Consider the following 14432-nt stretch of genomic DNA (forward strand, 5'->3'; position numbering starts at 1 on the left):
TCTCAGGCTGCCTCGACGACGTGAGCAGCAATCGCGCGGACACCCTGACCGAAAAGGTTGTCCACATCCAGGCAGGTCACGAATAATCCATCCCGGCGCGCAATGCCGGCCACCATCCGTTCATTCCATTGCAAAAGTTCGGCCTCGGGCAACATGCCATCCCCGGCATCCTCCAGCTCGGCCACCTCGATGACCCGGTCGACCCGTAGCCCGACCAACCCCATGCGTTCGCCGCCAAGGGACATGCGCAACACGACGATGCGCGTCTCATGGGTATCTTCCTGCGGCGCCTGTGCCAGCATCAGTCGCATGTCGACCACCGGCACCGACACGCCGCGTCGGTCAATCAAGCCCAGAACGTGCGGCGGCGTACGCGGCAAGGGCGCGATCTCGCGGATGTCGAGGATCTCGACCACAGGGGCAACGGGCACGGCAAACAGCGCCTTTGCGATGGCGAAGGTGACCGATACCCGGGACTGTACCCCCGCCGCCCCTTTTGCGGGCATACCTGGACGGGCGTCATGCAGCATGGCTGCCAGCTCGGGCGAAATCTGCATCCAATTCGTCTTCATTGACATCCATGTCAAAGTCGAAGCCAGCCGGTTTGCGGAGCTTCTTGCTCGCCTTGCCTTTCACCTTGGGCAATGTCGCACGGCTTGCAGCCCCCTCCGCCAGCCGAAAGAATTCTATCGAGGCGCGCAAGGTCTCCGCCTGCGCAGCCAGTTCCTCGGCGGTCGAAGACATCTCTTCGGCAGCCGAGGTATTTTCCTGCGTGACCTTGTCGAGCTGCTGGATCGCCATGTTGACCTGACTCGCACCGGTGGCGAGTTCCTGGCTCGCGCCAGAGATCTGGCTGACCAGCTGTGCCGTGCGTTCAATATCCGGCACCAGCCCTTCCAGCATACGCCCGGCCTCCTCTGCTGCACGGACCGTATCGGCGGAAAGACCACTGATTTCGCCGGCAGCCGTCTGGCTCCGCTCGGCCAGCTTACGCACCTCCGACGCGACGACCGCGAAACCACGGCCATGCTCGCCAGCACGCGCGGCCTCGACGGCGGCGTTGAGCGCCAGAAGATCTGTCTGACGGGCGATTTCCTGCACCACGAGAATACGTTCTGCAATGGTCTTCATCGCTGCGACGGCTTCGGCCACAGCCCGGCCCGACACGCGTGCATCCTCGGCGGACTTCTGAGCCATGTTTTCGGTTTCGGATGCGTTGTCAGCGGTTTGGCGGATATTCGACGTCATCTGTTCCATTGAGCTTGAGGCCTCTTCAGTGGAACTCGCCTGCTCTGTCGCGCCCTGGCTAAGCTCTTCCGAGGTTGAGGCCATCTCGCCTGCGCCCGAGGCCACGTTGCCTGTCCCCAAACTGACCTCGCCAACCACCTTTCGCAGCTTTTCGACCATGCCATTCAACGCTCTCAGCAGGTCTGTCACTTCGTCATTGCCTGACAGGTTCACCGTTTCTATCAGATCTCCATTTGCAACTTTCGAGGCCAGAGCGACCCCACGCTGTAGACCCCGGCTAATCGAAACCGTAATCCAGACCGCGCCGACGATGCCAACGATCGATGTGCCGATCAGCAGCGCAATCAGGGTGATGCGGGCCGTATCATAGCGTTCATTGGAGCTTGCTTCGGCATTGCCCATCGACTCGCGGTTTCCGGCTACGATATCGGCCATGGAGGCTTCCATTTCCTGCCACGACCGCTTGCCCTCACCCGTGGCGAGCCGAAACGCCGCCACGGCATTTCCGTCCCGCGCAAGGGACTGCGCGCGTTCGTCGACATCGTTCAACCGTGCAAGCGCCGCACGATAGACCATGAGCTTTTCCAGGCCCTGCGGGCTGGCGATATCGGTCAGGGTCTCGAGGGTCTGATCATGCACCCTGCGTGAGGCATTCATTTCCTCCTGAATTGCCTCCCGCGCCGCGACCGTTTCCGACAGGATAAAATTGCGCAAGTTTCGCTGCAGTCGCAGCTGCTCTATGGTGAGCTCCTCTGAAAGGCGCAACCGTTCGGCATCCAGCTTTACAATCGCGGTCATCCGGTCACTCATGGCGGACAGGTTCGACAGGGCGAGCAGCATGGTGACCGTGGATCCCAACAAGAGAATCGTGAAGATCACGGCGAGTTTAAGTTTTATCGACAGACGCATCAGACGGGCTCCGCTTCGGATTGCGTGATGGCACCACTGGCGCCGGAGGAAGGCCGACTTTGCTGGCTCGCAAGATAATCGGCGAATATCGTGGGAAGGTCGGGAATAGTGACAAAGGCGCCGGACCAGCGCCCCACATACGCGACGAAACGCGGCGGCCAGCGGCTTCCCACTGTGGGAATGGCCTCCATCGTTGCGGCATCCAGCCGGGTGACCTCATGAACACTGTCGGCATAGATCCCGACGACCGCGTCTTGCCCCTCAAGCGGCAGATCCAGCACCATAATTCGGGCTCCGGCGCCAATCTCATCGCGGGGCATCCGCAGCGGCACCCGCAGGTCCGCCAGCGGCACGACGGTACCGCGCACGTTGATCAAGCTCGATACGAACTCTGGCGCACCCGGAACGCGCGCGATATCAACAGGTTCCAGTACTTCGCGCAGCAGAGACGCGGGAACTGCAAGGACCTCTCCGCTCAGCCGGAAGGTAACGACATCGGTGGTCGTCGCATCTTTTCGAAGGGTCATGCGGCCTGCCTTCCATTGTCCGACATGGTGCGGCCGCGCTGGACCAGCTGTGCCACATCAAGGATCAGCGACACCGTGCCATCCCCCAAGATTGTCGCGCCGGAAAACGCCTTTACCCCGGCATGCAGTGGCGACAGCTGCTTGATAACCGTTTGGTGCGACCCGATGATGCGGTCGACCACGATGCCCACCCGCCCCTCTGACGAGGTGACGACGACCACTTTCTGGTAGGCTCCGGCCTGGCCCGGACTGTCAAGGATCCGCCTCAGTCGCAGAAAGGGCACCAGGCTGTCGCGGATATCCAGAAAAGCATTGCCCGCGCCTTCTGCTGCCAGCGCCTCGGGCAGTTCGACAATCTCATCGACCGCTGCCAGAGGAATGACAAAACGTTCTTTGGCGGTTTCCACCAGCAAGCCATCAATGATCGCCAGCGTCAGCGGCAGTCGTAGCGTGATGGTGGCACCGTGGCCGGGTTCGGATTGGACCTCGATCGTGCCCCGCAGATCCTCGATGGTCCGGCGTACCACGTCCATGCCTACCCCGCGCCCTGACAGGTCCGAAACCTCGTCGGTGGTGGAAAAGCCGGGTGCAAAGATCAGGTCGAACAAGGTGGCGTCGTCGGGCTCGGCCCCCTCAGGCAAAAGGCCGCGTTCGATAGCGCGGGCGCGTACCGCATCGCGATTGATACCCCGCCCGTCGTCGGAAAGAGAGATCAGCACTTCGGCCCCGGAATAGCGTGCGCTCAGGTGGATCGTGCCACAGGCCGGTTTGCCCATGGCGCAGCGTTCCTGCGCAGGTTCCAGTCCATGATCGGCGGCATTGCGCACGATATGCATCAGTGGTTCGGTCAGCCGTTCGACAACCGTCTTGTCCAGCTCTGTTTCCTCACCGCTGATGGTAAAGGCAATCGGGCGCCCCAGCCGGTCGGACAGATCATGGGCCAGCCGTCGAAACCGCCCGGCAATCGTGCCGATGGGCGTCATCCGGATTGACATGGTGGTGTCACGCATGGCCGAGGCCAGGCGCTGAATATCCTCTGCTACGGCAACCAGCGCAGGGTCGCCGGAGCGACCAGCAATCTCGATCAGCCGCGCCTCGGCGATGACAAGCTCACCGACGCGGTCCATCATGTCGTCCAGCCGCTCGGCCGGCACGCGCATCAACGCCTGGCCGCTCCGGGGCGAGCGGGCGCCCTCTTCTGGTTTGTGATCGGCAACCGGGACCGCGTCGACCGTGGCTGCATCTTCAGGGGCCTCGGCCTTCTCCATTTCCAGCCGCAAGCCCTGTTCGTGGAACAGGAACACCGCGCGAATATCGTCCTCGGACACGGACCCTGGCAGCGCGACTTCCCAGCCAAGATGGAGGTTCAGCGGATCCAGCTCATCGAAGGGCGGAATTTCATTGATCAGCGCCCTCGTCCGGGTCGCTCCGAGGTCGCGCAATTCCTGCAATGCCAGGTCCGGACGCCCCCCCAGCGTCAGCGTGTCAGGGGGCAGATAAAACCGTAGCATCCACTCGCCGGCGTCCGCGCCATCAGCCACCGGGCCACCTTTCAGATGCGCCGCAAGACGCTGGAGAATCGCCTCTTCGCCGCTGCCGGCGCCGCCGTCCGCCGCCAGCAGCGCGGCTACGTGATCGCGCGCGGCAAGGCTGATCATGATCAGCTCGTCATCGACCGCGAAAGACCCGCTGCGGACCGCTTCGAAGGCACTTTCGAAGTCATGCAGAAATCCTGCGATATCCGTACGCCCGAACATCGCTCCGGACCCCTTGAGCGTGTGAAGGTCGCGAAAAACGCCGTCGATCAGCTCCCGGTCGGTCGGTCGGGTCTGGAGCGTCAGAAGGCGTGCCTCCAGGCTCTCGATCAGCCCCTCCGCCTCGGAACGGAAAAGAGCCAGGGTTTCTTCATCCATCATGGCCCGACCACCCGTGCCATCACGCTCAGCAGCTTTTGTTGATCAAACGGCTTCACCATCCAGCCGATGGCCCCTGCCTCCCGGGCTTTTTCCTTGATGCTTGTCTCGCTTTCCGTCGACAGGAACACCACCGGCACGCCCTGGTTTCCCGGTTGCGCGCGGAAAGCCCGACAAAAACCGATGCCGTCCAGGTTGGGCATGTTCTGGTCCGTAATGACGGCATCCAGGCGCTGGCCACGGGTGCGATCCAGCGCCTCGCGCCCGTCATTTGCGGTCAGCACCGCATAGCCCGCACCTTTCAGCGTATTCGCGATCATCTGCCGGACCGAGGCCGAGTCATCCACCACAAGAACAGTTCGCGTCACTGAACCTCCCTCCCGCCAGAACCCCGGACATCGCGCCCGAGGGCAATCGCGCCGTCTGCGCAATCGTCCAGGGCAAGCGCCTGCCAAAGGGGGTTCAAAGTCGCCGCATCGAGGATTTTCTGGGGAACATCTCGTCCGCTCCGCAGTGCGGCGATGATCAGTTGCAGACCCGATGTATCGACCGTGTCCGGGTCCGGCCAAGCGGTGTTGTCGGACACAAGACGGGCATGGGCGTCTCTTATGCCACTGATGACAAGGCGCCCTGTGGCGTCTTCTTTCACCATCTCGCTATTCCTCTTTTCCGATTTTCTTTTCGTTGATGCCTAAATCGGAAATCTTAAGGCCGACCTAATGCTCAAAATGATAGAAATCCGGCCCGGAAAATCGTCACATGACTGCGCGGCGAGACAGAAAGTTGACCATCCCCACGGTACAGGCCCCTCAGGGCACCGTGCGGATTTATCATTTGCATATCTGTAGTTAGCAGAACGACGCTGGATCAGAGATCCGATACCGCTCAGCGTGTTTGACGACCCTCGCAAGGTCACCGGCGCATCCGCAATCTGATCATCGAAACCGCTGAGACGGCACCGCCACAGACAGTCAGAATTCCCTTATCGTTTTAGCCAGATTGTTTTATCAGTGATCAGGTCTTGTCACGGGCGCCACGCTATCTGTGGTGACGGGCGGGACGGGAAAGACCCTCTGCGTCAAACGATCACTGACCGGTTGATCTGCAATTCCTCCGACCTCGCGCGGGCCCTCTCTCGGACAGGTATTTGCGCAAGTCGGCTTTTGGAGGAGGACATCTCCTCCGCCGCGCTGAAAGCAATCCTCGACGATCGGATGCCAGCCTTCGACAGCGTCACGCTGTACCCCTCCGGCCGCCGACAGGCGCCCCCGGCCCTAGGTGCCGTCATCCACCTTCTGAAACCCCGCAGTGACGGTCAAAGCAGCTACATCTGCGCCACCACCGACCGCACCGACCGCGCCCGCGCGGGAGCGTAAATCACTCGGCCTCCCCCAGACACGCCTACGGACGGGCCCAATACCCTGAAAAATAGCCCTCGGTGCGGGCCAGGCCGCAACTGCGGAACAGCGCTTTCATGCGTCGTGCCATCCCCTGTTCACCGGCCACCCACACGTGGCGATCGGTCGACGGCAACACAGCCTGTTCCAGGCACGTCTCAAGCGACCTGTCGCGCCCCCGGATCAGCCAGGTCAGGGTCATGCCAGCGGGTTTCGGCAGATCCCGGACCATTGCCGCATCCCCGATTTCGATAAAAGCCTCGCCACGCCGCCCCGGGTCCGAGGTGGCGAGTATGCGCCGGATCGCGGGCAAGGCCGTTTCATCGCCACCAATCAACAGGTGTGCACCACCGGGGAAATCTCCGCCACCGGGGCCGGTCACCCCGACCTGTGCCCCGGGTTTGACCTGCCTTGCCCACTCCGTCACGCGTCCCCCCTCATGTTCGAATACATCAAAGGAAAACTGCCCGTCGCGCAGGGACACAAACGTGTAGACCGCCCGATGCAAGGCCTGCGCGCCACTGGGCCAGATCGTCTTTCCCCGATGATCCAGACGCGGCCAGACCGGCACTGCGGGCGCCAGAAGCAATGTAAAGTGCATCCCCCCGACGCGCAGCGCCTCGACACTGTCGCAGGCCATCGTGACGCGCAGAAACCGCGGCCCCGCGCGATGCACCGACACCACGTTGCACAGGTGAAAGTTCGGCGGCATGGTGTCGCGCTGCACATCACCGCTCCACTCCGGCTCGGCCCCCTCCAACAGATAGGCCATCAGGAATCCGACCGCCTCGCGCGCCTGATGCAACTGCACGGCATAGGCCGCGCGCACCATGATCTGCAGACCATCCTGCACCGGTCGATACACAACGCGCGCCGTGGCAAGGTCGACGTCCAGCGCCGTGCCCTCGGTCCGCGTCGGCACCCCGAAATCGGCATACCATGCCTCGAGGCGTGGCCCGAAATCACCCGGCAACGGCGCGCTCATATGACCGATGGCCTGCAGCATCAGCTTGCCAGCCTCGCATAGATACCGGCCTGCGACAGCAGTTCGTCATGCGTGCCGCTTTCACGCAATTGCCCGGCATCCATCACGATGATCCGGTCGGCATTTCGGATCGTGCCCAAACGGTGCGCAATGACCAGCGTGGTGCGCCCGACCGACAGCCGCTCCAGCGCGATCTGGATCTCCCGCTCCGTCTCGCTGTCCAGGGCGCTCGTCGCCTCGTCCAGCACCAGGATCGGCGGGTTCTTCAGAAACGCCCGGGCGATGGCGACCCGCTGCTTTTGTCCGCCCGACAGCATGACGCCACGCTCTCCCACAACGGTGTCCAGGCCTTCGGGCAAACGCTCGACCAGGGTGGTCAGCTGGGCCTTGTCGACCGCGTCGAGGATATCGGCCTCGGTGGCACCAAGCCGCCCGTAGGCGATATTTTCACGCAGCGTGGATCCGAACAGGAACACGTCCTGCGACACGGTCCCGATCTGGTTGCGCAGGCTTTCCAGCGTCATGTCGGCCAGGGCGATACCGTCGATGGTGATGTTGCCGCCCGAGGGTTCGTAAAAGCGCGGCAGCAGCGCCAGCAGGGTCGTCTTGCCCGCGCCGGACGGGCCGACAAAGGCAACGGTTTCGCCGGGTGCGACATCGAACGACACGTCCCGCAGGATCGGCAAGGGCGAGTCATAGCCGAACGACACATGATCAAAGCGGATCGCCCCTCTCAGCGAAGGCGCGGGGCGGGCCGCCGCACTGTCGGTGATATCCGGTTCGGTCTCCATCAGGTCAAGGTAACGACGGAAGCCCGCGATGCCGCGCGGATAGGTCTCGATAACGGCGGCGATCTTTTCCAACGGGCGGAAGAACACGTTGACCAGCAACAGAAACCCCACGAAGGCCCCGGTCGACAGGCTTCCCTGCAACACGTAGCCCGCGCCGACCACCATCACCACGACCTGCACGAAACGCAGACCCATGTAGTGTATCGCCGTGGCCTTGGCCATCACGCTGTAGGCGTTCAGCTTGGTCGCCCGATACGCCGCGTTGTCGCGGGCGAAAAGCCGCTCTTCGTGGCGTTCGTTGCCAAAGGCCTGCACCACGCGAATGCCGCCGATTGCCTCTTCCAGACGTACGTTGAAATCCCCGACGCGACCGTAGATCTCGTGCCATGTGCGCGTCATGCGCGCGCCATAGACCGACACCACCCAGACCGTCACCGGCACGATCACCGCCGTCACCAGCGCCAGCGCCGGATGCAAGGCCACCATCAGAACGAAGGCACCGACAAAGGTCACCACCGCGATCATCAGATCCTCGGGCCCGTGGTGGGCAACTTCGCCGATCTCCTCCAGATCGCGGGTGACGCGGGCGACCAGCTTGCCAGTGCGCGACCGGTCATACCAGCGCCAGCTCAGCCGGGTCAGGTGGCGAAAGGCCCGGGCACGCATCTCGGTCTCGATTTCGATTCCCAGCTTGTGGCCCCAATAGATCACCACACCCATCAGCGCAGTGTTCAGCACATAAACCGCCAGCAGCCCGACAGCGGCCAGCACCGTCAGCCCCCAATCCCCCAGCGGCAACAGCCGGTCGATGAACCCGGTGATCGCCAGGGGAAAGGCAAGCTCCAGCAACCCCGAGGCGATGGCGCAACCGAAATCGAGCCAGAACAAGCGTTTGTGCGGTTTGTAATAGTCAAAGATCTGGCGAAGCATGGCTGTCTTTCAAAAAGGGTGAACAACGGGAATGGGGGTGGCCGGGATCACCTGCATCGGCAAACCGTAGATCCGGTTCAGGGTGTCAGGGTCCAGCAGATCCGCGATGGGCCCGTCCAGCAGAACCTGCCCGTCACCAAGGGCGATAACGTGGTCGCAGAACCGCGCCGCCATGTTGACGTCATGCAGCACGACAATCGCCGAAAGGCGCCGCGCGCGGCTCATCCGCTGGACAAGGCCCAGAACCTCGACCTGGTGCGCGACGTCCAGCGCCGAAATCGGCTCGTCCAGCAGCAGGGTTTGCGCGCCCTGCGCCAGCATCATGGCGATCCAGGCCCGCTGCCGCTCTCCGCCCGACAGGGTGTCGACGATGCGACGGCGCAGCGGGTCGAGGCCACACAGCGCAATTGCCTCGTCGATGGCGCTGCGGTCCGTGCGCCCCAACCGGCCAAGCGCGCCGCGCCAGGGGTAACGACCAAGGGCGACCAGTTCCTCCAGACGCATGCCTTCGGTTGGCGGTGTCACCTGCGGCAGAAAGGCAAGGTCGCGCGCCAGCGACCGGCCAGTCCAGTGGCGCAGGTCACGGCCCCGATAGCGTACCGTGCCGCCTGTCGGCGCGGCCTGCGCCGCCAGCATCTTCAGCAGGGTCGACTTGCCTGAGCCATTTCGTCCGATCAGGGCCGTGACCCCGGGACCAATATCCAGCGACAGGGTACTGATCAGGCGGCGGTCGGCCACGTCGAAATCGACGCGTTCCAGTTGAAACAGGGTCATCTGCGGCGTCCTCTCAGCAAGGTTGCGAACAGCCAGGGCGCGCCGATCAGGGTCGCGAACAGGCCAAGCGGCAGGTCGTAGGGATAGCTCAGCGTGCGGGCCCCAAACGCGGCGGCGATCATCAGCGCCGCTCCGGTCAGCCAGCTGGCCACCAGAAAGGGTGCGGCACGCAGCAGGCCAAGGCTGCGCGCGATATGCGGCGCCATCAGCCCGACAAAGCTGACGGGCCCGACCAGCACGCTGGCCGCCCCGGTTGCCAGCCCCGCCCCAAGGATCAGCACCAGACGGATGCGTGCCACCGGCAGGCCCAGCCCGCGCGCGATCTCCGGCCCCAGCGGCAGGATCTCTAGCCAACGCGCAGCGACAAGCGACGCGGCAAGCGCCACAAGCGCCAGGACGCCCAGCAGCATCGCGGACCCCGGCGTCGCCCGCGCGGCGCTTCCCGCCATCCAGCCCAGCAGGCTCCAGGCGCGCGGGTCGGCGGACGCCATGATCGCCGCCAGCACGGCGGTGGCCAGCGCCCCGATCGCCAACCCTGCCAGCAACAGCCGCGCCGGGGCCAGATCGGCCCGCATTGCATGGACAGACAGCAATCCCAGCGACAGCGCCCCGCCCCCGGCGCAACCAAGCGCCAGCATCACCGGGCCGGGCTCTGGCACCAGAAAGATCACCGCGGCATAGCCCAGCGACGCCCCCCCGGTCACACCCAGAACCTCGGGCGCTGCCATGGGGTTGGCCGTCAATCGCTGCAACACGGCCCCCGAAGTTGCCAGCAGGGCACCAGCAGCGGCGGCGGCAAGGATCGCAGTGGCGCGCAGCGGCAGAAAGGTCGCGGCCAGATCGCCCCGGATCACCGTCCAGCCGCCAGGGCCACGCCCTGCGACCAACGTCACCACCGCCGCGGCAATGGTCAGCACGGCCAGCACCCCCACCCGCCGCCAGGGCGATGGCGCCCGACGCGGCGCGGTGTCTCCGGCCTCCGCACCCGGCGGCACGATGGCACGTAATTTCGGCAGCAACGCGATCAGCAGCGGCCCACCTATCAACCCGGTCAATGCGCCTGTGGGCAGGTCCGGCCCGCCAAGCGCCGCGACCGCCATCAGCGCACTGTCGCACAGCGACAGGACAACCGCGCCGGCCAGCGGGGCCGACATCAGCACCTGCCCGACGGTACGCGCGCCAAGACGCCGCACGATGGCCGGGGCGGCAAGCCCGACAAACCCGACCAGCCCGACCTCGGCAGAAACCACCGCAGACAGGACCACCGCCAGCGCCATTGCCGCCAGCCGGATCAGCCCGACGCGCGCGCCAAGGGCCGCAGCCCCTGCGCCACCAAGGCTCAGCACGACCAGCGGCCGCGCCAGCGCACCGGCCAGCAGCAGCGCCGGGATCAGGGCCAGCCCAAGGTGCAGGCCGCCGCTCCACCCCTCCTGCGTCAGCGCGCCGCCGTTCCAGATCACCAGCGACAACAAGTAGTACCCCTGGCTCAGCGTCAGCGCGGTGGCGATGGCGGCGGCCAGCATCCCAACCAGCATCCCCGCGATGGTGACGGTCACCGGCGCAAAGCCGCGCCGCGCCCCAAGCGCCATGACCAGACACGCCGCCGTACCCGCCCCGACCAGCGCCACCGCCCCCCGCCCCAGGTCGAGGCTCGCAGGCCACAGGATCGTCGCGGCCACCAGAGCCAGTTGCGCCCCCGAAGAGACGCCCAGCGTGGTCGGATCGGCCAGCGGATTGCGCAGCACCGCCTGCATCAGCGCGCCCGACAGGCCCAGCAACGCCCCCGCCAGCAGCGCCACCACCGCGCGCGGCAACTGGCCATAGGCCAACAGGATCTGCTGCGGGCGCAGCGAAAGCGGATCGGCCCAGGGCAGCGGCCAGTCCGACAGCGGCAGCGCAACCACCGCCGCCAGCCCCCACAACGCGACCGACATCAACAGGGCAGCAGCGGCCAGCTTCATGCGGCCTCCAACGCGGCAACGACATGGCGGGCCAGCCGCAACGCCGAAGGCGCTCCGCCGAACGGGTTCTCGTCCGGCAGGAAATGCACGCGCCCGGCACGTACCGCAGGCAGGCTGTTCCACAGCACGGACCCGGCAAGCGCATGGCGCACCGCCACCGGAACGGCCCCGCAGACCACGATCCGCGCGTCTGGAAAATCAGCCAGCCGCGCAAGGGGAACCGGCGCGGTAAAGGCAAAGCGGGTCCCTTCGGACCACCCATTGCTCAGCCCCAGCCGCGTCAACACGCCGCCGTACAGGCTGTCGGCCCCGAACATCTGCACATGACGCGCATCCCCGATGGCCAGCAGGCAAATCGCACGATCACCCAACGACGCCGCACGACGCGCCAGCGCGTCCAGCTCTGCCTCGATCCCCGCGCGCCGCGTCCGCCCCGCGTCCGCCATGCCCAATTGCGCTGCCAGTGTCTCCAGCGCAACAAGGGTCTTGGGCAAGGGGGCCTCGCCGGCGACGAACAGGTCTCGGGCATAGACCGGCGCGATCCGCTCCAGCTGCGGCGTGATGAAACCATAGAAATTCGACGACAGCACCAGATCCGGGGCGACAAGGCTCAGCGCCTCCAGGTTGGGCGCCCCCCGCAGCCCAAGATCGGCCACGGAGCCCGGCACCCTCACCGCGCTGACCTGTGCCAGCCGGATCCGCTCCGCCACCGCAACCGGCGTGACGCCGATGGCCACGGCCGTTTCGTACATGCCCCAGTCGATCGCCGCGAGCCTTGCCTGCGGCTGTGCAAACGCCCGGCACGCGCCGCCGGACCACAGGGCCAGCGCCCCGCAGCCGACAAACGCGCGCCGGGTCAGCACACCTGTCACCAGTCGTAGGTCAGGCTGGCGGAAACCGTCCGTCCGTCGCCGTAGTAGGTCGAGAAATAGCCGACCGCCGAAACATAGACCTCATCCGTCAGGTTGGTCACGTTCAGCTGCACCTTGGCGCCATTCCACTCCCACGACGCGCCTGCATCCAGCAGCGTCACCGCGTCCAGCGCACTTGTATTGGCGTTCGAAGCGTAGCGTTCACCGATATAGCGGACACCGCCCCCCAACGTCACACCGCTCAGCGGGCCGGTCTGAATATCACGCGACAGCCACAGCGATGCCGTCTGTTCCGGCGTATTGGCCAGTTCGTTGCCGTCATTGTCCCCTTCAAGGATCTCGCTATGGGTCAGCGAATAGGCCGCCGTCAGGTTCCAGCCTTCGGCCAGGTTGGCACGGCCTTCCAGCTCCAGTCCCTGCAAATGCGCCTCACCGATCTGTTCGGTCCGGGTCACACCGCCGACAACGACGTCCGTATTCCGGTTTGTCTCGCGCAGATCGAACAGCGCGGCGGTGAAAAATCCATCGAACCCGGCAGGTTCGTATTTCACGCCCGCTTCCCACTGTGCGCCCTCGGTCGGGTCCAGCAGATCGCCGTTGACGTCCACGTCAGCCTTCGGCGCAAACGATGTCGCATAGGACAGGTAGGTCGACACGCCATTGCCAAAGACATAGCCCAGACCGGCGCGCCCCGTGGTGGCCTGATCATCGCGGGTCAGGTCCGTGGTGCCGAAGTTGGTGACATTTGCCCCCTCGGCACTGTTCCAGTCATGGCGCAACGCCAAAGACGCCCGCCATGGACCAAGCGCCACCTCGTCCATCGCGTAGACGCCCAGTTGCTTGACCGTCGCCTGCTTGTCGGCGGCATAATAAGGCGCATCGACAGTCGCGACGCCGTAGACCGGAGCACTGTAATCCAGTGCCGAGACGGTGGAAAACGCGCTGGTCGCGTGTTCCTCGAACCGGCTGGCGTCCAGGCCGAAGGTCAGTTCGTGATGCACTGCCCCGGTTTCAACCGCGCCGCTCAGCCGCAGATCGGTAGCAAAGGCGGTAACATCCTCCTCCTGCTCCAACAGGGTACGTGGCACCGAACTGCCCGTCGGTGTCCCGACCGACACGTTGGCATAGCTCCAGTCGAAGTCGGTATAGCGCGTGTTGCTGGTCAGGCTCCAGTTGCCCATGTCGTGGGTGACCTGCATACCGATATTCGCGGTCTGGCGGTCGCTTTTTTCCAGCGCCTCCTCACCGAAATAGAAATCCCGCAGGTCACGATCGGGATATGTCCCGACATAGCTGTTGGGCACCCCGGCGGGCGATCCGGGCGCATCATCCTGGTACGATCCCAGCACCTCGACCGTGGTATCGGGCGTGGCAAGGTATTTGGTGGCAAAGCCGAAATAGCCGCCCTTGTTGTCATATTGCCCGATCTCGCCCTTCTGGTTACCGACCTTGCCCGTGACGCGATAGGCAAAGCGGTCGTCCACGACCCGGTTGAAATCGCCGAATGCCGCACCCGACCCGTTGCTGTCGGTGCTCAGACCCGCCTGGTTCGTGTCACCGCCAAACTGCGCACGCTTCTGCACCATGTCGATGATCCCCGCAGGCGATCCCGCCCCGTACAGCACCGACGCCGGGCCGCGCAGCAGCTCGACCCGCTCCAGCCCGTACAGATCCTGTGACGGCGCACCATAGTCGGGCCGCGAGGAGCGTTGCAGGCGCAGCCCGTTCAGGTACTGTTCATTTTGCAGATCATAGCCGCGCACCACGACCGAATTGTAGCGCGGATCATTGCCATAGGTTTCCGCGACCACCCCGGCGGAATAGCCCAGGACCTCTGACAGGTTCTGCGCGCCCTGGTCGCGGAACTGGTCGCCCGTCACCACGCTGACCGATCCTTGCTGCTCAAGCAGCGGCGTGTCGGTCTTGCCTGCGGCCGAAGCCCCGGCAGCATAGCCTGCCACGGGGCCTGTCGGATCTTCCTCCCCCTGCACGCTGATCGGATCCAACGTCACGGCGTCCTGCGCAAGGGCACCACCGGCGACAAGGGCCAGCACGCTGGCACCCAGAAAGAGGGGGAAGTTCTTATGTGTCATGATCACCATTCCGCGTTTGATTTCCGAGCGTT

Annotated in this window: 13 protein-coding genes; 1 reads left to right on the plus strand and 12 read right to left on the minus strand. The window is 64.7% G+C overall.

Annotated elements, in window-relative coordinates; translation table 11 throughout:
• Positions 1 to 2: 2 nt before the first annotated feature.
• From DL237_RS13835 to DL237_RS13860, 6 genes are read right to left on the minus strand one after another with little or no spacing between them, the layout of a single operon-like run.
• Positions 3 to 572 (minus strand): chemotaxis protein CheW, encoded by a 570-nt coding sequence (locus DL237_RS13835; protein ID WP_158585645.1) that lies wholly within the window; start codon positions 570 to 572, stop codon positions 3 to 5.
• Positions 520 to 2157: a methyl-accepting chemotaxis protein gene (locus tag DL237_RS13840; RefSeq protein WP_119399675.1), complete on the minus strand. Its 1638-nt coding sequence runs from the start codon at positions 2155 to 2157 to the stop codon at positions 520 to 522. Before DL237_RS13840 ends, DL237_RS13835 begins: the two co-directional genes overlap by 53 nt.
• Positions 2157 to 2684 carry a chemotaxis protein CheW gene (locus DL237_RS13845; RefSeq protein WP_119399676.1) on the minus strand — a complete coding sequence of 176 codons (528 nt, stop codon included), beginning with the start codon at positions 2682 to 2684 and terminating at the stop codon, positions 2157 to 2159. The genes DL237_RS13840 and DL237_RS13845 overlap by 1 nt, the downstream gene beginning before the upstream one ends.
• Positions 2681 to 4600 carry a chemotaxis protein CheA gene (locus DL237_RS13850; RefSeq protein WP_119399677.1) on the minus strand — a complete coding sequence of 640 codons (1920 nt, stop codon included), beginning with the start codon at positions 4598 to 4600 and terminating at the stop codon, positions 2681 to 2683. Before DL237_RS13850 ends, DL237_RS13845 begins: the two co-directional genes overlap by 4 nt.
• Positions 4597 to 4965: a response regulator gene (locus DL237_RS13855; RefSeq protein WP_119399678.1), complete on the minus strand. Its 369-nt coding sequence runs from the start codon at positions 4963 to 4965 to the stop codon at positions 4597 to 4599. The genes DL237_RS13850 and DL237_RS13855 overlap by 4 nt, the downstream gene beginning before the upstream one ends.
• A complete protein-coding gene (locus tag DL237_RS13860) occupies positions 4962 to 5249 on the minus strand; it encodes a hypothetical protein (protein WP_119399679.1) in 288 nt (95 codons plus the stop codon). The genes DL237_RS13855 and DL237_RS13860 overlap by 4 nt, the downstream gene beginning before the upstream one ends.
• Before the next feature lie 511 nt (positions 5250 to 5760).
• Between DL237_RS13860 and DL237_RS13865 the strand changes: the two genes are divergently transcribed.
• Positions 5761 to 5973, plus strand: coding sequence for a type 2 periplasmic-binding domain-containing protein (locus DL237_RS13865; protein WP_147405351.1), 213 nt, complete (start codon positions 5761 to 5763; stop codon positions 5971 to 5973).
• A gap of 25 nt (positions 5974 to 5998) precedes the next feature.
• Here the strand turns inward: DL237_RS13865 and DL237_RS13870 are convergent, their stop codons facing one another.
• Genes DL237_RS13870 through DL237_RS13895 form a run of 6 tightly spaced genes read right to left on the minus strand, consistent with a single transcriptional unit; the run spans position 5999 to position 14400 of the window.
• Entirely contained in the window at positions 5999 to 7000 is a 1002-nt protein-coding gene (locus DL237_RS13870; protein WP_119399681.1) for a siderophore-interacting protein, read from the minus strand.
• The gene (locus DL237_RS13875) at positions 7000 to 8700 is read right to left on the minus strand and encodes an ABC transporter ATP-binding protein (RefSeq protein WP_119399682.1); all 1701 of its coding nucleotides are present in this window, start codon (positions 8698 to 8700) and stop codon (positions 7000 to 7002) included. Before DL237_RS13875 ends, DL237_RS13870 begins: the two co-directional genes overlap by 1 nt.
• Before the next feature lie 9 nt (positions 8701 to 8709).
• Positions 8710 to 9474 (minus strand): ATP-binding cassette domain-containing protein, encoded by a 765-nt coding sequence (locus tag DL237_RS13880; protein ID WP_119399683.1) that lies wholly within the window; start codon positions 9472 to 9474, stop codon positions 8710 to 8712.
• Entirely contained in the window at positions 9471 to 11435 is a 1965-nt protein-coding gene (fhuB, locus tag DL237_RS13885) for a Fe(3+)-hydroxamate ABC transporter permease FhuB (RefSeq protein ID WP_119399684.1), read from the minus strand. The genes DL237_RS13880 and fhuB overlap by 4 nt, the downstream gene beginning before the upstream one ends.
• Complete coding sequence (locus tag DL237_RS13890) at positions 11432 to 12295, minus strand: iron-siderophore ABC transporter substrate-binding protein (RefSeq protein WP_233545010.1); 864 nt, start codon at positions 12293 to 12295, stop codon at positions 11432 to 11434. Before DL237_RS13890 ends, fhuB begins: the two co-directional genes overlap by 4 nt.
• Before the next feature lie 8 nt (positions 12296 to 12303).
• Positions 12304 to 14400: a TonB-dependent siderophore receptor gene (locus tag DL237_RS13895; RefSeq protein WP_119399771.1), complete on the minus strand. Its 2097-nt coding sequence runs from the start codon at positions 14398 to 14400 to the stop codon at positions 12304 to 12306.
• Between the last annotated feature and the right edge of the window lie 32 nt (positions 14401 to 14432).

This window comes from Pseudooceanicola sediminis (genome assembly GCF_003575965.1).
In the GTDB taxonomy this organism is placed as follows: domain Bacteria; phylum Pseudomonadota; class Alphaproteobacteria; order Rhodobacterales; family Rhodobacteraceae; genus Pseudooceanicola; species Pseudooceanicola sediminis.